General features: G+C 62.0%; 20 protein-coding genes. 4 read left to right on the top strand and 16 right to left on the bottom strand.

Features of this window, described 5'->3' with window-relative positions; genetic code table 11:
- Window positions 1-29: 29 nt before the first annotated feature.
- The 6 genes from flgF to IE097_RS02770 form a co-directional block, all read right to left on the bottom strand.
- Complete coding sequence (gene flgF, locus IE097_RS02795; RefSeq protein WP_189458602.1) at window positions 30-767, bottom strand: flagellar basal-body rod protein FlgF; 738 nt, start codon at window positions 765-767, stop codon at window positions 30-32.
- A 21-nt stretch (window positions 768-788) separates the two neighbouring features.
- Window positions 789-2,087, bottom strand: coding sequence for a flagellar hook protein FlgE (gene flgE, locus IE097_RS02790; protein ID WP_189458601.1), 1,299 nt, complete (start codon window positions 2,085-2,087; stop codon window positions 789-791).
- A gap of 54 nt (window positions 2,088-2,141) precedes the next feature.
- Window positions 2,142-2,813: a flagellar hook assembly protein FlgD gene (locus tag IE097_RS02785; protein WP_189458600.1), complete on the bottom strand. Its 672-nt coding sequence runs from the start codon at window positions 2,811-2,813 to the stop codon at window positions 2,142-2,144.
- Between the two features lie 18 nt (window positions 2,814-2,831).
- Window positions 2,832-3,245 (bottom strand): flagellar basal body rod protein FlgC, encoded by a 414-nt coding sequence (gene flgC, locus IE097_RS02780; RefSeq protein ID WP_189458599.1) that lies wholly within the window; start codon window positions 3,243-3,245, stop codon window positions 2,832-2,834.
- Window positions 3,246-3,253: 8 nt separating this feature from the next.
- Window positions 3,254-3,658, bottom strand: a complete 405-nt coding sequence (flgB, locus tag IE097_RS02775) for a flagellar basal body rod protein FlgB (RefSeq protein WP_189458598.1) — start codon at window positions 3,656-3,658, stop codon at window positions 3,254-3,256.
- A 180-nt stretch (window positions 3,659-3,838) separates the two neighbouring features.
- On the bottom strand, window positions 3,839-4,168 hold the full coding sequence (locus tag IE097_RS02770) for a DUF2325 domain-containing protein (protein ID WP_189458597.1): 330 nt from the start codon (window positions 4,166-4,168) through the stop codon (window positions 3,839-3,841).
- Window positions 4,169-4,341: 173 nt separating this feature from the next.
- Between IE097_RS02770 and IE097_RS02765 the strand changes: the two genes are divergently transcribed.
- The 3 genes from IE097_RS02765 to IE097_RS02755 are packed head-to-tail and all read left to right on the top strand — an operon-like array spanning window position 4,342 to window position 6,736.
- Window positions 4,342-5,955, top strand: a complete 1,614-nt coding sequence (locus IE097_RS02765; RefSeq protein ID WP_189458596.1) for a mechanosensitive ion channel family protein — start codon at window positions 4,342-4,344, stop codon at window positions 5,953-5,955.
- A 2-nt stretch (window positions 5,956-5,957) separates the two neighbouring features.
- Complete coding sequence (locus tag IE097_RS02760; protein ID WP_189458595.1) at window positions 5,958-6,266, top strand: helix-hairpin-helix domain-containing protein; 309 nt, start codon at window positions 5,958-5,960, stop codon at window positions 6,264-6,266.
- Between the two features lie 59 nt (window positions 6,267-6,325).
- Window positions 6,326-6,736, top strand: a complete 411-nt coding sequence (locus IE097_RS02755; protein WP_229797389.1) for a cupin domain-containing protein — start codon at window positions 6,326-6,328, stop codon at window positions 6,734-6,736.
- 2 nt (window positions 6,737-6,738) lie between these two features.
- Here IE097_RS02755 and IE097_RS02750 read toward each other — a convergent pair whose 3' ends face one another.
- The 4 genes from IE097_RS02750 to IE097_RS02735 all read right to left on the bottom strand — a co-directional run bounded on the left by IE097_RS02750 (window position 6,739) and on the right by IE097_RS02735 (window position 10,836).
- Complete coding sequence (locus IE097_RS02750; protein ID WP_229797388.1) at window positions 6,739-7,713, bottom strand: NAD(P)H-quinone oxidoreductase; 975 nt, start codon at window positions 7,711-7,713, stop codon at window positions 6,739-6,741.
- A gap of 13 nt (window positions 7,714-7,726) precedes the next feature.
- A complete protein-coding gene (gene zapE / locus IE097_RS02745; RefSeq protein WP_189458593.1) occupies window positions 7,727-8,878 on the bottom strand; it encodes a cell division protein ZapE in 1,152 nt (383 codons plus the stop codon).
- A 252-nt stretch (window positions 8,879-9,130) separates the two neighbouring features.
- The gene (locus IE097_RS02740) at window positions 9,131-9,736 is read right to left on the bottom strand and encodes a peroxiredoxin (RefSeq protein ID WP_189458592.1); all 606 of its coding nucleotides are present in this window, start codon (window positions 9,734-9,736) and stop codon (window positions 9,131-9,133) included.
- A gap of 131 nt (window positions 9,737-9,867) precedes the next feature.
- Entirely contained in the window at window positions 9,868-10,836 is a 969-nt protein-coding gene (locus tag IE097_RS02735; protein WP_189458591.1) for an HAD family hydrolase, read from the bottom strand.
- A gap of 211 nt (window positions 10,837-11,047) precedes the next feature.
- Here IE097_RS02735 and IE097_RS02730 point away from each other — a divergent pair, with 211 nt between their 5' ends.
- Complete coding sequence (locus tag IE097_RS02730; RefSeq protein WP_189458590.1) at window positions 11,048-13,060, top strand: oxidoreductase; 2,013 nt, start codon at window positions 11,048-11,050, stop codon at window positions 13,058-13,060.
- A gap of 87 nt (window positions 13,061-13,147) precedes the next feature.
- On the opposite strand, the gene IE097_RS02725 is transcribed toward IE097_RS02730, so the two are convergent.
- The 6 genes from IE097_RS02725 to IE097_RS02700 form a co-directional block, all read right to left on the bottom strand.
- Window positions 13,148-14,629, bottom strand: a complete 1,482-nt coding sequence (locus IE097_RS02725; RefSeq protein WP_229797387.1) for a DegQ family serine endoprotease — start codon at window positions 14,627-14,629, stop codon at window positions 13,148-13,150.
- Between the two features lie 98 nt (window positions 14,630-14,727).
- A complete protein-coding gene (locus IE097_RS02720) occupies window positions 14,728-15,318 on the bottom strand; it encodes a class I SAM-dependent methyltransferase (protein ID WP_189458589.1) in 591 nt (196 codons plus the stop codon).
- Window positions 15,319-15,376: 58 nt separating this feature from the next.
- Complete coding sequence (locus tag IE097_RS02715; RefSeq protein ID WP_229797386.1) at window positions 15,377-15,790, bottom strand: DUF1801 domain-containing protein; 414 nt, start codon at window positions 15,788-15,790, stop codon at window positions 15,377-15,379.
- A 1,357-nt stretch (window positions 15,791-17,147) separates the two neighbouring features.
- The gene (locus IE097_RS02710; protein ID WP_189458588.1) at window positions 17,148-17,540 is read right to left on the bottom strand and encodes a lysozyme inhibitor LprI family protein; all 393 of its coding nucleotides are present in this window, start codon (window positions 17,538-17,540) and stop codon (window positions 17,148-17,150) included.
- Between the two features lie 385 nt (window positions 17,541-17,925).
- Window positions 17,926-18,330 (bottom strand): GNAT family N-acetyltransferase, encoded by a 405-nt coding sequence (locus IE097_RS02705; protein WP_189458587.1) that lies wholly within the window; start codon window positions 18,328-18,330, stop codon window positions 17,926-17,928.
- 70 nt (window positions 18,331-18,400) lie between these two features.
- Window positions 18,401-18,811: a hypothetical protein gene (locus IE097_RS02700; protein ID WP_189458586.1), complete on the bottom strand. Its 411-nt coding sequence runs from the start codon at window positions 18,809-18,811 to the stop codon at window positions 18,401-18,403.
- Window positions 18,812-18,896: the final 85 nt, after the last annotated feature.

Below are 18,896 nucleotides of genomic sequence, written 5' to 3'. Positions count from 1 at the left end.
ACGGGTACGGCTTGCGTACGGCGGTCTCATCACGCGTTGAACGCCATCACCTGCGCCGCTGCGCGGGCGTTGTCGCTGGCCTTCTGCAGCAGCTGGATCTGCACATCGTACTGGCGCTGCGCCGAGATCATGTTGACGAGTTCGGCCACCGGGTTGACGTTGCTGCCTTCGAGCATGCCGCCCGCCAGCTTGACGTCGGCCGAGGCCGGCGCGGCCTCGCCCGAACGCTGGCGGAACAGCCCGTCACTGCCGCGCTCCAGCCCGGCCACCGCCGGGTTGACGAGCTTGAGCCGGCCCAGATCGTTGTTCTGCGTGACATCGTCGAGCGAAACGCCGCTGATCGTGCCGTCCGGGCCGATCGTGATCCGGGTATTTTCCGGAATCGTGATCGGACCGTTCTCGCCCAGCACGACCGCGCCGCTGCGCGTCTTCAGCAAGCCGGCAGCGTCGATTTCGAAACTGCCGTTGCGCGTGTACGCCTCGCCGGTTCCGGTCTGCACTGCAAACCAGCCGTCACCGTCGATGGCGGCATCGAGCTCGCGACCGGTCTGCATCAGCGGTGCCGGAGTGTAGTCGGCACCGGTGGTCTGCTCGGTGACGAAGGCGCGCGTCGGCAAGACACCGCCGAGCACCGGCAGCGCACGGAACGCCGCCAGCTCGGAGCGGAAACCCGGTGTCTGCGAATTCGCCAGATTGTTCGAGATCGTGCTCTGGCGCAGCATCGTGTGCTTGGCGCCGGACATCGCGGTGTAGATCAGCCGGTCCATGTTTGTCTATGTCCCGCCGGCTTAGCCGAGGTTGACCAGCGTTTGCAGGATGGTGTCCTGCGCCGAAATCGTCTTGGCGTTGGCCTGGTAGTTGCGCTGCGCCGTGATCAGGTTGACGAGCTCGCCGGTCAGGTCGACGTTCGAATCCTCGAGCGCCGACGACTGGAGCGAACCGAGGTTGCTCGACCCCGGATCGCCGACGTTGGCCGCACCCGATGCGAAGGTCTCGGCCCAGCGGTTGTCGCCCAGCGGCTGCAGGCCCTGAACGTTGGCGAAGTTCGCCAGCACGACCTGACCGATCACCTTGGTCTGGCTGTTCGAGTACGAACCGACGATCACGCCGCTCTTGTCGACGCTGATGCCGGTCAGCGTGCCGTCGGCGTAGCCGTCCTGCGTATAGGTCGCACCGAAGGCACTGCCGAACTGGGTGCTTTTGGCGAACGACACCGGGAAGGTGAACGGGCTGGTTGCGCCGTTCGGTGCCGCCAGCGCGGTCGTGTAGGTGAAGCCGGCGGCATTGGTCGTCGGATTCGACGTCGTGTCGAGCTTGCCGTTGCCGTCGAAATACAGATAGGCCTGCGTACCGGCCGTGCCGGTTGCCGGTACCGGGTTGGCGCCGTCGAACGACGTCTGCACTTCCCACTGGTTCGTCGCGGTCTTGGTGAAGTAGAAGGTCAGCGAGTGGCGCACGCCCTGCGCGTCGAACACGCTGGCCGTGGTCGCGTCGCTGTAGGTGGTCGGGTCCTGCACGTTCAGCGGACCGGTACCGGCCGGCGGTGCGGCACGGTCGATGATGGGTTTCGAACCGTCGAGGTTGGTGATCATCGCCAGACCGGCGTTGGCCAGGCCCGACGCGCCGGTGGCGCTGGCGCCGACATTGCCGACGGTCAGCTGCAGCGGCTGCGGTACGCCGCCCTTGTTCAGCAAGCCGCTGCGCGGATCGACCGGCCAGCCGGTGAGTTTCTGGCTGCCGTTGACGATGTAGCCGTTGCGGTCGAGCTGGAACTGGCCGTTGCGGGTGTAGCTGACGCTGCCGTTGCCGTCGACGACGCGGTAGAAGCCGTTGCCGGTGATCGCCAGATCAAGCGGATTGCTGGTGGTGCTGATGTTGCCCTGACCGAACTGCTGCGCAACGTTGTCGAGCCGCGCGCCGATGCCGGCCAGCGTGCCCGAGTTGGCGAAGGTCGCCGCGTAGATGTCGGCGAACTCGGCACGCGAACCCTTGTAGCCGACGGTACTGGCGTTGGCAATGTTGTTGCCGATCACGTCCAGACTCTTCGACGATGCGTTCAGGCCGCTCAAACCCTGTTGGAAACCCATTTCTGCCTCCGAAGGCCGGTCTACCGGCCCGATATCGTGTTATGGACCGGCGTTTCAGCGCAGTTGCTTGATCTTGTCGAAATCGACGATGGTGCCGTCGGTGAGCTGCACCTTGGTGCCGTTGCTCGCCAGCGTGACACTGGCCGCCTTCTGCCAGCCGAACACGTCGATCGCCTGTTCCTTGCCCGACGCGTTGATGCTGGCTGCGAGCACGTGATAGCTGCCGGCCGGCGCCTGCGTGCCGTCGGCCAGCTTGCCGTCCCACTTGATGCTGATGTAGCCGGTCTGCGAAGCCGGGATGTCGACCTTCTCGATGACGTTGCCCGCCGCATCGACGATGGCAAGCTGCGTGCCCTTGTGGCCGGCCGGCAGGTCGAGGCCGAGATCGACGCCATCCTTGCCGGCGTAATCCAGTTCCTTGACCGGTGCCATCACGTCCTTGCCGACCACTGCAGCCGCCTGCAGCCCCTGTGCACCGGCCATGCTCGCCATCATCTGCGTCATCGTCGTGTTCAGCTGCTGGATGCCGGTGACCGTGTTGATCTGCGCCATCTGCGACGTGGTCTGGGCGTTGTCCATCGGGTTCATCGGATCCTGGTTCTGCATTTGCGTGATCAGCAGTTTCAGGAAGCTCTGCTGCATGTCGGCAGCGGTGTCCTTGGCCTTTTCGGCCTTGGCGTTGAGCGTGCTGTAGTCGAAACCACTGGTGGCGTTGACGGCGGACATGGCGGTCTCCCGGACGGATTAGACTTGGCCCAGCTGCAGCGTGCGCTGCAACAGGGTCTTGGCGGTGTTCATCACGTCGGCGCTGGTCTGGTACGAACGCGACGCGGAAATCATGTTGGTCATCTCTTCGACGACATTGACGTTGGGCATGGCCACGTAACCGTTGGCATCGGCCAGCGGATTGGCCGGCTCGTAGACCAGCTTCGGCGGCGCCGGGTCCTCGATCACGCCGGCGACGCGCACGCCCGGCGTGCTGACGCTGCCGCCGGGCAGGGGCGCGACCTGAAACACGACCTGACGCGCGCGGTAGGGCTGACCATTCGAGCTGGTCGCCGACTCGGCATTGGCAAGGTTGCTCGCAACGGCATTGAGGCGCTGCGATTGCGCCTTCATCGACGAGGCAGCGATATCGAAAACCTGAAACAGCGACATGGCGGGCCTTATTGGTTGCTCAGGGCGGTCTTGATCGACGAAATCCGGCTCTGCATGAACGTCAGCGCCGCCTGGTAGCGCAGCGTGTTGTCGGCAAACTGGCTCATCTCGTTGTCCATCTCGACGGTGTTGCCGTCGATGGCGCCCTGCGCCGGAATCCGGTAGCCCAGTTGCGGTGCCAGCGGATCGGCGGCGGCGGCAGGCTGCAGGTGGCGCGGGTCGGTCTGCTTCATCACCGGCTGCGTGCTGCCGCCCATGGCGGCTTTGAACGCAGCACCGAAGTCGAAATCGCGCGCCTTGTAGTTTGGCGTATCGGCATTGGCGATGTTCGCCGCCAGTACCTGCTGACGCTCGCTGCGGAGCCTGAGCGCGGTTTCCTGTGGCTTGAAGTAATCGTCGATGCGTCCGAGCATGGAGTGGGCCGGTCTGGGTCAATCACGGATTCCTGATAAAGCAGGAAGCGTGCCATCACGGGCAACGACCAAAAACAAGGCCCGGCAGCGAAGGCCGGGCCTGTTGGCAATGCGGCGGCGGCAAGTTTTGCCGCCCTGCTGCCGGATTCGCCCGCCGTTGGCGGCGCCCGGCAACCGGCCTCAGTGCAGCTTGCGCTGCGGGCAGGTGTCGCACGGGTTGCCGGCACAGTGGCCGAGCTTGTCCAGGGTTTGCGACAGCGAGCAGACCGAGCGGCGGCAGGCCACGAAGCGGATGTTTTCCTCGTTCGCCAGCTCGCGGTAATGGCGCATGACGTTGTGGCCGAGGAAGTCGGTAAACAGGATGATCAGGTCGACGCCCTTGAGGCTGGCCGGCTTGCGCTGGTGCGCGGCGTGGCGACCGGAGACGTGCTTGTGGATGGTGATGCCGTAGCGGTTGAGCAGATCCGGAATGTTGCCGAGCACATCGGCGCCGACCAGGTAAGCATTCATGGGATTTTCTTCCTTGTATGATGATATGCACCCGGCTTTTGCCGCCGGTGGAAAGCATTCAAACATAAATGAGATTCATTATCAATAATGATTCTCGATGCCGTCCGCATGCCTCCTGACGAACGGCAGTCACCACAATCGACACCACGACACCACGACACCACGACACCGCCATGCGACTGATTACGTTGATCTTCCTGTTCTGCCTGTCGCTGCTGGCCCACGCCGGCGATGCCTCGGCTCCCGCATCCCTGCCGCCGGCAGCATCCGGTGCGGACGAAGTACCGCTGGTGCTCAACAACCGCACCATCGTCGTCTTCCGCGGCAACCTCCTCGGCTCGACACCGCAGCAGCGCAAGGAGGCGGCCGAGAAGCGCATCCGCCGGCTGGTCGGTGATGCAACCCCGCTGAAGCTGTCGGTGCGCACCAACGACGAGGGTGGTTCGCTGATGTACGACGGCAACCCGCTGTTCTTCATCAGCACCGCCGACGTCGACACGCTGGCCGGCGAAACGCTGCACGGCGATCTGGAGAGCGCCAAACAGGAACTGACCGACCTCTTCACCGACATGCGCGGTTTCGACAAGCCGCAGGAATGGCTGCTGGCGATTGCCAAGGCCGTCGTCGCGACACTCGTCTTCGGCCTTGCGCTGTGGCTGCTTCGGCGCGTCTGGCAGCTGTGGAGCCGGCTGGTCCGCTTCGTGCTCGGCCGGATCATCCAGAAGCTCAACCACATGCGCAGCGTCGTACCGGTCCGGCTGATCAAGCTGGGCCTGCGTCTGCTCGGCTACCTGATCTTCTGGCCCAGCGCGCTCGGCATCGCCTACGTGTGGATGTCCTTCGTCCTGCGCTGCTTCCCGTACACGCGGATCTGGGGCGAGCAGCTCGACGCGGCGATGCTGGCGCTGGCCAGCCAGTTCGCCATCGCCATCCTCTCGGCATTGCCGAGTCTGGCGGTCGTCGTGCTGATCCTGCTGCTGACGCGCTGGTTCGTCCGCGGCATCAACTACCTGTTCGTCCAGGTCGAATCGGGCCGGGTCCAGCTCGGCTTCTTCGACGCCGACACCGCCGCAACGACGCGCAAGCTGCTGTCGGTTGCCGCCTGGCTGTTCGCCGTGGCGATGATCTATCCCTATCTGCCGGGGGCGAATACCGATGCGTTCAAGGGCCTCAGCGTCATCGTCGGCCTGATGGTGTCGCTGGGTGCATCCAGCGTCGTCGGCCAGTTCGCCTCGGGGCTGATCCTGATCTACTCGCGCTCGATCAAGGTCGGCGAGTACGTGCAGATCGGCGACGAGGAAGGCACGGTGATGGAAATCGGCATGTTCGCCACCAAGGTCCACACCAATCTGCGCGAGGAGGTCAGCATCCCGAACTCGGTACTGGTCAGCCAGAGCGTGAAGAACTTTTCGCGCCTGGCCCGCGGCGGCGGCGTGATCTGCAAGATCGTCGTCACCATCGGCTACGACACGCCGTGGCGTCAGGTTCACGCGATGCTGCTCGAAGCGGCAAAGCGCACACCGGGACTGCGCCAGGACCCGCAGCCGGTGGTCTACCAGACCGCACTGTCGGATTTCTACGTCGAATACCACCTGCGCTTCGCGCTCGACGAGCCGCGCTTGCGGCTGCAGATCCTTTCCGAGCTCAACGGCAACGTGCAGGACGTGTTCAACGAATACGGCGTGCAGATCATGTCGCCGAACTATGAAGACGATCCGCACACGCCGAAGCTGGTCAAGCCGGAAGACTTCTATCTCGCGCCGGCCAAGCGTCCCGACGCCCCCTGAACATGAACCCCGCCAAGGTCGACCGCGCCCGCGTTCACTCGCTCGAGGACCTGCCGAACATCGGCAAGGCCTGCGCCGGCTACCTGCGGCGGATCGGCATCACCGCACCGGCGCAGCTGGTCGGGCGCGATCCGTACGAACTCTACGACCTGCTGTGCGTGGCGACGGCCACGCGGCAGGACCCGTGCATGATCGACGTGCTCGTCTCCGTCGTCCGTTTCATGGACGGCGAGCCGCCACAACCCTGGTGGGCGTATACCGCCGAGCGCAAGGCCAGGGAGGCCGCACGGCGCCATCAATCGGCACGGTAATCCGGGCATCGTCCGCTACCACCATACTGGGTGTCATCAAACCGACGCAGGTAATGGTGATGGACGAGCGAAAACCGATTTTCCTGAATCCCGGCGAAGGCCGCCGTTACGCAATGGGCCACATCGGTGCCGTGTTCAAGGCCGATCGTGCCGAGACGGCCAACGGGTATTCGATTTCCGAATGGTGGCTCGAACCGCATACCCGCGGCCCGGGTGCGCATCACCATGACGAAGACGACGTGTTCTTCGTCATCGAAGGCACGATGTCCTTCCTGCTGGGCGACGACTGGCGCGACGCGCCCAAGGGGAGTTTCGTGCTGGCGCCCGGTGGCGTGCAGCACGACTTCGAGAACCGCAGCGGCGCGCGCGCCGGTGTGCTCAACCTGTCGTTCCCGGGCGGCTTCGAGCAACACATGCCGGCCATCGTCGACTGGTTTGCCGCCCACCCGCCGGGCGACACCCGAGGCTGACCTCAATCGAAGGTCAGCACCACCTTGCCAAGGTTGCGGTTCTGCGCGACGTAATCGTGCGCGGCCTGCGCATCGCTGGCAGCGAACACGCGGTCGAGCGACGGCTTGAGCGCACCGCTGACGATGTCCGGCACAACGTGCTCGGCAACGGCCGCAGCCGTTCTCGCCTTGGCGTCGAGCGGCTGACTGCGCAGTGCCGAACCCTGCACGCGCTGGCGCTTGACCAGCAGCAGGCCGACGTTGAGCTCGGCTTTCGTGCCGCGCAGCAGGCCGATGACGATGATGCTGCCGTCCCGGTTCAGGCACTGCTGGTCGCGGCCGAGGTAATCGCCGCCGACGGTCTCGAGAATCAGGTCGGCCCCGCCGGCCGCCTTCACCACGTCGACGAAATCCTCGTCGTGATAGTGGATGACCCGGTCGGCACCCAGCGACGTACACCAGTCGGCCTTCTCAAGGCTGCCGACCGTGGCCAGCACCTCCGCACCGAGACGCTTGCCGAGCTGGATCGCTGCGGCACCGATACCACTGGCACCGGCATGGACCAGCAAGCGCTGCCCCGCACGCAGCCCGCCCAGCTCGACCAGATTGAGCCAGACGGTCATCCAGACTTCGGGCAGGCCGGCCGCTTCGGCCCAGCCCAGCGCGGCAGGCTTTGCGATGGCCAGTGCGGCATCGAGCACGCAGTACCCGGCATACGCGCCCCCCGGCACCAGACCGAAGACGGCGTCGCCAACGGCAAACCCGCTGACGCCCTCGCCCGTTGCCACCACCTCGCCGGCGATTTCCAGTCCGAGCACGGCCGATTCGCCGGGTGGCGGCGGATAGTGACCGGCAGCCTGGACCAGATCGGCCCGGTTGATGCCGGCCGCGCGGACGCGGACCAGCAACTGTCCGGACCCGGCCACCGGCCGTGGCAGCTCGCCCCAGACGAGGCGCGGATAGGCCTCGGGCAATACGGCTTGCATTGTCTCGGTCATGATCCCGCTCCGCTCAGGTTTCGGAAATCCCTGCCAGCTGCTCCTGCACGGTCTGGTGCGGCAGCGCGAGGTATTCCTTCGACTGCATTTCGGTCAGCCGGCTGGCGGTGCGGAAGAACTCGCTCGCCTGCGTGCCTTCGGTATACAGGTCGTCGACGCCGACCGCGGCCGACAGGATCAGCTTGACCCGATGGTCGTAAAGCACGTCGACCAGCCAGGTCAGCCGCCGCGCCTGGTTCGACGTCGCCGGACCCAGCTTCGGGATATTGGCAACGATCACCGTGTGGAAACGCCGCGCCAGTTCGAGGTAGTCGGCCTGCGCACGGCCATCGCCGCACAGCACCGCAAAATCGAACCAGACCACACCGTTGGCATGCCGCAGCGCGGTGATCTTGCGGCCTTCGATCGTCAGCGTTTTCGACAGTGGCGCACCGACCGCAACGGCATCGAAGAGCGCGGTGAGTTCGGCATCGGTCCCGGCGGTCACCGGGCTCAGATAGGTGCGTGCTTTCGACAGCGTACGCATCCGGTAATCGTTGCCCGAGTCGATATTGAGCACGTCGAGCTTGTCTTTGAGCAGCGCGATCGTCGGCAGAAAGTTCGCGCGCTGCAGGCCGTTCGGATACAGCCCGTCCGGCGCGTAATTGCTGGTCGCGATCAGCACCACGCCGCGTGCGAACAGCCCTTCCATCAGCCGGCCGAGGATCATCGCATCGGCGATGTCCGAGACGTGGAACTCGTCGAAGCACAGCACCCGCACCGCTTTGGCCCATTTGGCGGCCACGCCGGCCATCGGGTCATCGGTGCCGGCCTGTTTTTTCAGTTCGGCATGGACTTCCTGCATGAACTGGTGGAAATGCAGCCGCTTCTTGCGCTTGTACGGCAGGCTGGCGAAGAACGCATCCATCAGGAAGCTCTTGCCACGGCCGACGCCGCCCCAGAACCACAGCCCGCGCGGCAGTGCCGGTTGCGGCAGCAGCGATTTGCCCAGAAAGCGCCCGCGCTTCCGTTTGAACTCGACCAGTTCGTGCCACAGCGTATCGAGCCGGCCAATGGCCGCGGCCTGCGCGCCGTCGGCGATGAAGCCCTCCTGCCCCTTGAGGCTGTCGTACCAGGCTTGCGGGCTCTGTCCTTCCTGCGGCGGGGCGATCACGTGTTGCGACATGCGAAAAACCAGATGACGGCAAAGCGGCAATTATGACCGATCGGAAAGCAAAAAGCGCCGCCCGGGGGCGGCGCTCTTCGCGCAGGCTGATGCTTGATGCACCTATTGTCCGAATCGGTCCAGCGGGCCGGCGAGCCAAAGCAGGTCGTGCACGCCCGAAGCGCAGAAGCCGGAACGTACATTGAGTACGTGAGGACTTCGAGCATCGGACGGGCGCGAGAGGCGCAGGCGCAGCCCGCCTGATGGATCGATTTACAGAGCTGCGGCTTCTTCAGCCAGATACTTGGCGACGCCGGCAGCGTCAGCCTTCATGCCCTTCTTGCCCTTGTTCCAGCCAGCCGGGCAGACTTCGCCATGCTCTTCGGTGAACTGCAGGGCGTCGATCACGCGCAGCATTTCGTCGATGTCGCGACCCAGCGGCAGGTTGTTGACGACCTGGTGCTGAACCACGCCAGCCTTGTCGATCAGGAACGAACCGCGCAACGCAACGCCGGCGCCAGCCAGTTCGACGTCGTACGCCTGGCAGATTTCGTGCTTGATGTCGGCGACGAGGGTGTAACCGACCTGGCCGATACCGCCCTTTTCAACCGGGGTGTTGCGCCATGCGCTGTGGGTGAAGGCGCTGTCGATCGACACACCGATCACTTCGACGTTGCGCTTCTTGAACTCTTCCAGACGGTTGTCGAAGGCGATCAGTTCGGACGGGCAGACGAAGGTGAAGTCCAGCGGGTAGAAGAACACGACGGCGTACTTGCCTTCGGTGGCCTTCTTGAAGTTGAAGTTGTCGTCGATCTGGCCATTGCCGAGCACGGCAGAGGCGTTGAAGTCCGGAGCGTTTTTGCCAACGAGTACGGCCATGGAAGTTCTCCTGAATCGGTTTGAAAAAATCGCGTAAAAGATAGTCGCTGCAGCGAGTTGCTGTCCAATCGGCATTGTTGATGCAACCGATAGGCAATCTCTATCAACCAGCGAATCGCGCCCCAGTATACCTAACGCAGCATGTCACGCGCGTGAAGCACCAGTGCGCTCGGCTCGGCCTGCGTACTGGCGGCTTGCTGCTGCCCCGTCGCAGTTGCGGTGGCGGCGGCTCCCTGTCGCCAGTCGCGCCCGGCGTCGACGACCAGCCAGCCCAGATTCAATGCCGCAGCCTGCGCCTGTTCGGCACCGTCACCCCGGTCCAGCAGTGCGACAAAACGGGTCCGGCCGGCCGACACCCATTGCAGCAGTGGCAGGTCGGTATCGCTGTCGCCGAACGCCAGTACCGGCCGGCGGCCGATCACGCGTTCCACCGCCACCGGCTTGGCCGCACCGGTCAGGACGGTCTCGAACGCAGGACTGCGCACGATGGTTGCGCTGCCGCCCTGCAAGGCCAGCCTGGCCTTCAGCGTACTGGCGACGACCTGCTCCGGCGGCACGCCGTAGGCCCGCTCGGCCCACGGGCGCACGAAGCCGCTGTCGCCACTCGACACGATCCAGACCCTGAAACCACTGGTGCGCAGATACGCCATCAGTTCACGTACCTGCGCATAGCCCTGCGCGGCGCTGCGATTGGCCGGCTCGGCCAGCCAGTGCTGCACCCGCGCCGTCAGCGCGTCGACGCTGCCGTCGTGCGTTGCGGCAATCAGCGCCTGCGCGTCGGCAGCACTTCTCACCGGCTGGCCGGCCAGTACGGTGCTGAACGGCGCCGTTTTGGTCCACTCCGGCCGCTGCGGCGCCAGCCGTTTGACCTCGTCAACGGCAAACGCCAGTTCGGCGCTGCTGGCATACAGTAGCGGCTCGTCGACATCGAACACCGCAACGCGCGCCTCGGGCGGCAGGTAGTCGGGCGTTTTTTCCTTGCTGATACGCGCAACGAAACCGGTGATCGCCGTCTTGCTGGCGCCCTCCTGCCACGATGGCAACGGATCGGCATGGGCGGTTGCGGCGACGAACATCAGGATGGCAAGCAGGCGGGACATGGGCGACTCCATGACGGGGACTTGGTCCAGCTTAGAGCGCCTGCGTGCCCCGTGCCGGCCGGTTCATGGCCGCCGGTCCGGCGCCCGGCGCCGTGCCGTTTGAAAACCCTGCCCAAGGGCAAACCCCGACTACCGCTTGCCGCACCCCGGCGCTAGGCTCAAAATTCAAACAGTCTTTTGAAACAGTTTCTGCCGCCCTACCGGAGCCGACATGACCGCCTACCCCCACCTGCTCGCCCCGCTCGATCTGGGCTTCACCACGCTGAAGAACCGCGTGCTGATGGGCTCGATGCATACCGGGCTCGAAGAAGCGCCGGACGGCCCCGAGCGGCTGGCTGCGTTCTACGCCGAACGCGCCCGTGGCGGTGTCGCGCTGATCGTCACCGGCGGCATTGCACCGAATCCGGCAGGTCGCATTTACCCGGACGCAGCGATGCTCGCCAGCGCAGACGACGTCGCCCGCCACCTGCCGGTGACCCAAGCGGTGCACGCGGCCGGCGGAAAGATCGCGCTGCAGATCCTCCACGCGGGCCGCTACGCCTATCACCCGGACGCGGTCAGTGCCTCGGCCATCGCCTCGCCGATCTCGCCGTACACGCCACGCGAACTGAGCCACGACGACATCCTGCAGACCATCGCCGACTTCGCCAACACCGCGAGGCTGGCGCGCGAGGCCGGCTACGACGGCGTCGAGATCATGGGCAGCGAGGGTTATCTGATCAACCAGTTCCTCGTCGAACGCGTCAACCACCGCGATGATGACTGGGGCGGCACGTTCGAAAACCGGATGCGCCTTGCGGTCGAGGTCACCAAGGCGGTCCGCGCCGCCGTCGGCGATGATTTCATCGTCATATTCCGGCTGTCCCTGCTCGATCTGGTGCCGCAGGGCGGCACCTTCGACGAAGCCGTCCGGCTTGCCAAGGCGCTCGAAGCGGCCGGCGTGACGCTGATCAACACCGGCATCGGCTGGCACGAAGCGCGCGTACCGACCATCGCCCAGGCGGTGCCACGCGGTGGTTTCGGCTGGGTGACCGCCGCGCTGAAGCCGCACGTGAACGTACCGCTGGTCGCAGTCAACCGCATCAATACACCCGAGGTCGCCGAAGCGGTGCTCGACAGCGGCGCCGACATGGTCTCGCTGGCGCGACCGATGCTCGCCGACGCCGACTTCGTCGCCAAGGCCGCGCGCAACGCCGCCGACGAAATCAATACCTGTATCGCCTGTAACCAGGCTTGCCTCGACCACGCGTTCGAAGGCAAGCCGGCCAGTTGCCTCGTCAACCCGCGCGCCGGTCGCGAGACCGTGTTCGTGCTCAAGCCCGCCGCTGCGAAACAGCGCGTCGCCGTCGTCGGCGCCGGCCCGGCCGGCCTGTCGGCGGCGCTGACCGCAGCCCAGTGCGGCCATGCGGTGACGCTGTTCGAAGCGTCGGACGCCATCGGCGGCCAGTTCCGTCTCGCCAGCCATGTGCCGGGCAAGGAAGAGTTCCGCGAAACGCTGCGCTATTTCAACCGCCAGCTCGAACTCGCCAGGGTGGCGATCCGGCTGAATTCGCCGGTCACCGCTGCCGATCTGGCCGGCCATTTCGACCACGTGATCGTCGCCACCGGCGTCAAACCGCGCATCCCCGAGATCGCCGGCGTCAATCACCCGAAGGCCGTCGCGTATCCGGATCTGCTGTCGGGCAAGGTCGCACCGCAAGGCCGTGTTGCCATCGTCGGCGCCGGCGGCATTGGCGTCGACACGGCGGTCTTCCTCTCCGAAACCGATCATCACGGCGACGGGATCGGCGACTACCGCAAGGACTGGGGTATCGACGCGACGCTGACGCAGGCCGGCGGTCTGACGCCGCCGCATGCTACGCCATCGCCGCGCGAAATCTGGCTGATGCAGCGCCGCAAAGGCCGTCCGGGCAGTGGCCCCGGCAAGACCACCGGCTGGGTACACCGGCTGGAACTGCAGCACCGTGGTGTCCACCTGCTCGGCGAAGTCGAATACGTACGGATCGACGACACCGGTCTGACGATCCGCCACGGCGGCAAGGAGGAAACGCTACCGGCCGATCAGGTGGTGATCTGCGCCGGGCAGGAGTCGGTGAATGCGCTGTACGACGAACTGCTCGCTCGCGGCGTCAGCGCCTTTCGCATCGGCGGCGCAGAGAAGGCCGGCGAACTCGACGCCAAGCGGGCGATCGAGGAAGGCATGAAGGTCGCGCTGGCGCTTTAGACGACAAAACGGGCTGCAATGCAGCCCGTTTTGATAACAACGCAAGAGACCGGACCGGTCCCTCAACCGGTCCAGCCTGCTACCCTTTTACCCCAGATCCAGCGGCACGAAAATCTGTGCGTCGTCGCGCTGTACCAGCAGTGCAACATGCTTGCCCGCCTTGGCGGCCAGGCTGCGCAACTGCTCGACCGAATTCACCGGTGTGCCGTTCAGCGCCAGCACCACATCACCGGGCTGGATACCGGCCTTGGCGGCCGGGCCGCTGGCCTGACCGACGACCAGCCCGCTGCCGATGCCGCTTTCGGTTTTTTCCTGCGCCGTCAGCGGACGGACTGCCAGACCGAGCTTGGCCTGCCCCTGATCCTGCGGCGCCTGTGCCACCTTGGCATCCTTGACCGCGTCGATCTTCACCGGCAGGACCTTTTCCTTGCCGTCACGCCAGATCGTCATCGGCACCGTCTCGCCCGGCTTCACGTTCGCCACCAGCGGCGGCAGGTCGCCCGATGCGGCGATCGGCGTATCGCCGAACTTGAGCACGATATCGCCCGGCTTCAGTCCGGCCTTCGCACCCGAACCACCCGGATTGACGCCGCTGATCAGCGCACCGTTCGGCGACTTGAGCCCGAACGAATCGGCCAGCGACTGATCGACGTTCTGCACCATCACGCCGAGCTGGCCACGCACGACCTTGCCGTGGGTCAGTATCTGCTGCTCGACTTGCTTGACCACATCGATCGGGATCGAGAACGACAGACCCTGAAAACCGCCCGAACGGCTGTAGATCTGCGAGTTGATCGCGATCACCTCGCCGGCGGCGTTGAACAATGGCCCGCCCGAATTGCCCGGATTGATCGCCACGTCGGTCTGGATGAACGGCACGTAGCTCTCGTCCGGCAGGCTGCGCGACTTGGCCGAGACGATGCCGGCGGTCACCGAATTCTCGAAGCCGTACGGCGAGCCGATCGCCAGTACCCAGTCACCGACGCGCGAGGCGGCCGGATCACCCAGCTTCACCGTCGGCAGGTTTTTGGCGTCGATGCGCAGTACCGCCACATCGGTCGGCTTGTCGACGCCGATCACCTTGGCCTTGAATTCGCGCTTGTCGGTCAGCTTGACCGTGACTTCGCTGGCGCCGTCGACGACGTGCGCATTGGTCAGGATCAGCCCGTCCGCACCGACGATGAAACCGGAACCGAGGCCGCGCGTGACCTGCGGGCGCTGTGGCTGCATCGGCACGCCGAAGCGTCGGAAGAATTCGTAGAACGGATCATTCGGGTCCAGCTGCGGCCCCTGCTGCTCGTCGGCGGTTTTGGTCATGCCGGTGGTGCTGATGTTGACCACCGCCGGCCCGTAACGGGTGACGATATCGTTGAAGCTGGGCAGGCCCACAGCGGCCGGTGCCGACAGCGGCGCCGACTGAGCCGCGACCACCGGCGCCGGGGCCGCATCGGCCAGTGGCAGCGCACGGCTGCCGATGGCCCCGACCGCCCCGCCCAGCGCTGCCGCGACGACCAGCGCTGTCAGTTTCGGCCACCAGGTTTTTGCTTGGGAGGTATGGGTTGTCATCATGCTCGCTCCGGTATTGCTATTGGGTAGCGTCACCGTAAAGCAGCATGACTTAAAGAAAACTTAAGGGCACGACTTCCGCTCGCCCCGCGCCGGCGTGCTCAGACCGGTTTGACGGCAATCGCCTGCACCACCGCACCCAGCCCGGTGTGGTATCGCCCTTCGATCACCTCGCGTTCCAGTTCGCGCAGGATGCGGAAATCCAGCCCGGCCAGTTCGTCCCGCAGCATCGCCGCCGTCACCATCGTATCGGCCGAACTGCCGCCACCGGTGCCGTGCTGCAGCTGTGCCGGCGTGTACGCCTCGAGCAGGAGCACGCCACCCGGCTTCAGCGCTCCGACCACCTTGCGATGCAGCGCCTTGCGCAGCTGCGAAGGCAGCGGGCAGAAGATCGACACGATGCCGTCCCAGTACGTGTCACCCAATTCGAAGGCGGCCAGATCAGCGTGTACCCGCTCCATGTCCACCCCGTTCGCCGACGCCAGTCGGCCCGCCTTCTCCAGTCCCACCCTCGACGCATCGACGGCAGTGACGACATAACCCTGCGTTGCCAGAAACACCGCATTGCGTCCCTCGCCTTCGGCCAGGCTCAGTACCCGGCCCTTGGGTAGCGCACCGACGTTATCAGCCAAGAAGGTGTTCGGCGCGGTGCCGTAGGCATAATCATCGGTGCTGTAGCGCTCGTCCCACATGGTGTTTTCCGTTTGTATTGAAGGTGTCGAAATGATTCGGACGGATCGTACGGACAGTCTATTTCGCCTTCTTTGCCTTTGCGCCGGCCGCATTCAGTACCGCTGCGGCGCGGATCAGTGCGGTAAACGCCTCCGCGTCGATCTCCTCCCCTTTCTGGAGGTCGATCGCCCGCCGGGCGTTGCCATCGAGGCTTGCATTGAACAGCCCGGCCGGATCATCGAGCAACGCGCCCTTGAGGAAGGTCAGCTTCACCTTGGCCTTGTAGGTCTCGCCGGTGCAGATGATCCCGCCGTGCGACCACACCGGCGTGCCCATCCATTTCACCTCTTCGAGCACATCCGGCAGCGCCGCCTTGATCAGGTCGCGCAGCCTGCCCAAAGTTTCACCGCGCCAGTCGCCGAGTTCGCCGATTTTTCGGTCGATGAATTCGGATGGTGGCAAATCTTCATTTAGGTTCGACATGGCCAACATGTACCTCCAGTAGCCTGCAATTAAGCAGCATCGATCAAAAATCCGGCATCAACGGTTAACGATCAACCTCCAACGCCAGGTAATACCCGAGCGAATAGTAAGACGAAAAAACAACTTTCCAGCGGTCCATTTTAGCACTAACCTTGGCAAACCAACCGAATTGCCATCCATCCATCATCTACAAATAACGCACGAGCAGACAGACAACAATACATATTGAAATAATTAACGAACACATTTCAAGCATTGCTTTACCAAGCGAAAACCGATTCCGGAGAGCTCCTCATCTTCTTCCGTTTTATTAAAAAATCGGTCAGCACAAAAAAATCAATGCGAAAAAGCAAAATTGCAGTGACGATAATAACAGCCATGTAAATCAGCTGAGTCGTCATGCTCTGCCTAACGTTTGAATTAAGGAGCCGGCGTTAGCCGCCCCCATTTAAATGAAGTGTTAGGCGCGGCCTAGAGCCGATGCTGCAGAATGCCATTCTGCCCCCACTCTCGCATATATTTTGGCCTAGCTGCGACGGTCCTTTGAGGCTTGCGTGAGGATGAGAAATACAGCAAGCCCTAGCCATGAGAAGAAAAGTGTTACGAGAAACCAACCAAACTTTGCGCCGCCATGGGAACGGTCCGACATCGCTACCCAGATGATTGGCGCCAGGTAAATGCATAAGACCAGTAGCCCTGTCGATAGCCCGAGAATGTCATAATGATTCATTTGAAATCGTTCTTCCCAGCTAGCGCAGATCTACGCGCCGTAACGCCGCCTAACGTTTGACGTGAGCTGCCGCCGTAGCGGCGAAGCTGCGAAGGGAACCCACAAACGTAGCTTGTGGGCGGTCCCTCTCGACGGAATGGTTAGGCAATACCCCTGGATTTCCAGACATCGGATATTCCAGAGCCCAACAATTCCATTTCATCTGGAGTAAATATGTTTGATTTGATGCGATTACATACAAAGCAGGCAAATCTCGCATTCTGAGGTGTGTATCCCTTTGATGAGTCCGAGCGGTCCACTCCCAGACATTGCACGTGATATCCGCGTGGGTTTTTACGCCCTAAGCCAGTAAAAGCTGCTTCGGAAATATCGCAGTAACTACACGCTCTGTTAGCTGAGAGGCCGTACCACGTTAGGAAGGTTGGTTTCGTGAAACCGACAGCATGCCCTTCTTTTTTTGCGTTGTAGCTCAGGTTCTGCCAAGTCATGCAACCCTTACAGATCTTTGTTGAGCCGGCATAAAACTCATCAGCATTCAGCGTTCTATCGCATTTTGGACATACGGACATAGTGACTCCAATTGCCTAAGGTTTGAAGTAACGGGCCGGCGTTAGCCGGTTCTGGTTGACTGAAGTGTTAGGACCTTGCGTCCAAATTGAAATTGTCCAAATCTTGAATGCGGAGTTTCGTGATCTCTATTTTGCATTGCAATTCCTCTTGGCTACCATTGTTGCCATTTTTGTTTAGCACAACGTAAATGTTACAGTTTTTTTCACGAAATAGTAGCCATGTTTTCTGGGCAGAGATGACGGCCTTTCGTATTTCTGCTGTATCATAGTAGCCATCCGCTGACTTGCCTAGCGATTTCAATATTTCTTGATATTTATAATTAAGCCTGGCTTCAAGTTTTTCATATTCGCCTAGCAAACAGGATTTTGATTCTAATAGCGACTCAGGTGAATTGCAAGAAGCAACAACCGTAGTTGCTGCAATTGAGAATGCCAGTAAGGCGAAAATCTTCGGAGCCATGAGGTCCTAACGTTGAAATTGACTGGCGGGCGTTAGCCGGTCCCGATTGACTGAAGTGTTAGGCATTTGATTCTGCCATCCAAGCTTTGAACCTCAGCCAATCATTCCACACATTTTCCAAATCCAGGTCGCGATAGCCGCGTGACTCTTCCATGGATTGTTGAACGGAGCGTGGCGCCGTCATGCACACAGCGGAGCCACGGACAGCCAGAACTTCAGCTTCAGTTAAAGGCCCCCCTTTGTTTCGCTCCAAGTGAAGGAGAATTAAACAAAGCGGTGGCATTGGCATTATGACAAGACCTTCGTCGCATGATGTATCCATGGCGCTGGTGCCTAACGTTTGACATAACGGGCCGGCGTTAGCCGGTCCCGGTTGATGGAAGTGTTAGGCATTGCTCACCCTCATCAGCTGCATTGGAATAGCTGTCGAAAAGCCATGTCTAGAATAAAAGCCTAATAGCTCTGGCCGACAGTACAACTCAATGTGCTTTACAGCAACCAATTGGCTGTGCTCTTTGATTGTTGAGAGGAGTTTGCCTCCGAGGCCTTTTCCTCTTTCTTGATTGCGCACGATGACATCAAGAATCATTGCCTTAAATGTGTAGTCGGTAATAACGCGAGCAAAACCTACGAGGTCATTTGCTTCATTTATAAGGCCAATACAAATTTGAGATCCATTGACTACTTTCTTTGTATCCTCCAGTGAGCGCCCCTGTGTCCACGACTCCTGTTGATAGAGTTCATGGAGTTGGGTTACATGATTTTCGGTCAGCGTGTAAATTGTTTCCATGCGACAACCTTGAAATGCCTAACGTTTGAAGTAACGGGCCGGGTTTAGCCGGTCCCGTTTGACTGAAGTGTTAGATGGCGCCCAATTTATTCAGAAATTCCCTGGCTTCGCCTTCCCAAGGTTGGGCTGAGTAATAGTCTTCTGCATCGCCATTCAGGATGCGAAATTTCTTTCCTTTCCACATAACATTTGCACCGTCATGCGGTATTGGCACTAGGTCACCTTTCAGGATTTGAGCTAAATGAATTGTCTCGTGGGCAATCGCATATGAGTCACACTCCAAATCCCAATCATTCGCGAGAATCATTGTAGGGGTGTTGTCGATGCAAGTTGCTGCGGCAGCCGCTTGAAGATCATGAAGTAGTGCGGTGTTTTCGATAATTTTCCAGTGAAAATACTGGGGACTCTCTTGAAAAAACTCGTGAAGTTGAAGCATACGAATTATTTCATTTACAAATTGTTCTATGAGTTGGTGACGCATCGGAGCCCTGCTCATGCTAAAGCCATCTAACGTGGTGTATGCACCATGGCGCATAAAAAAATATCGCGACATCTGTCGTTATAAC

This window comes from Jeongeupia chitinilytica (assembly GCF_014652315.1).
Lineage (GTDB): Bacteria > Pseudomonadota > Gammaproteobacteria > Burkholderiales > Chitinibacteraceae > Jeongeupia > Jeongeupia chitinilytica.
The sequence above is the reverse complement of the archived record's forward strand: the minus strand, read 5'-3'. Positions and strand labels throughout refer to the sequence as shown.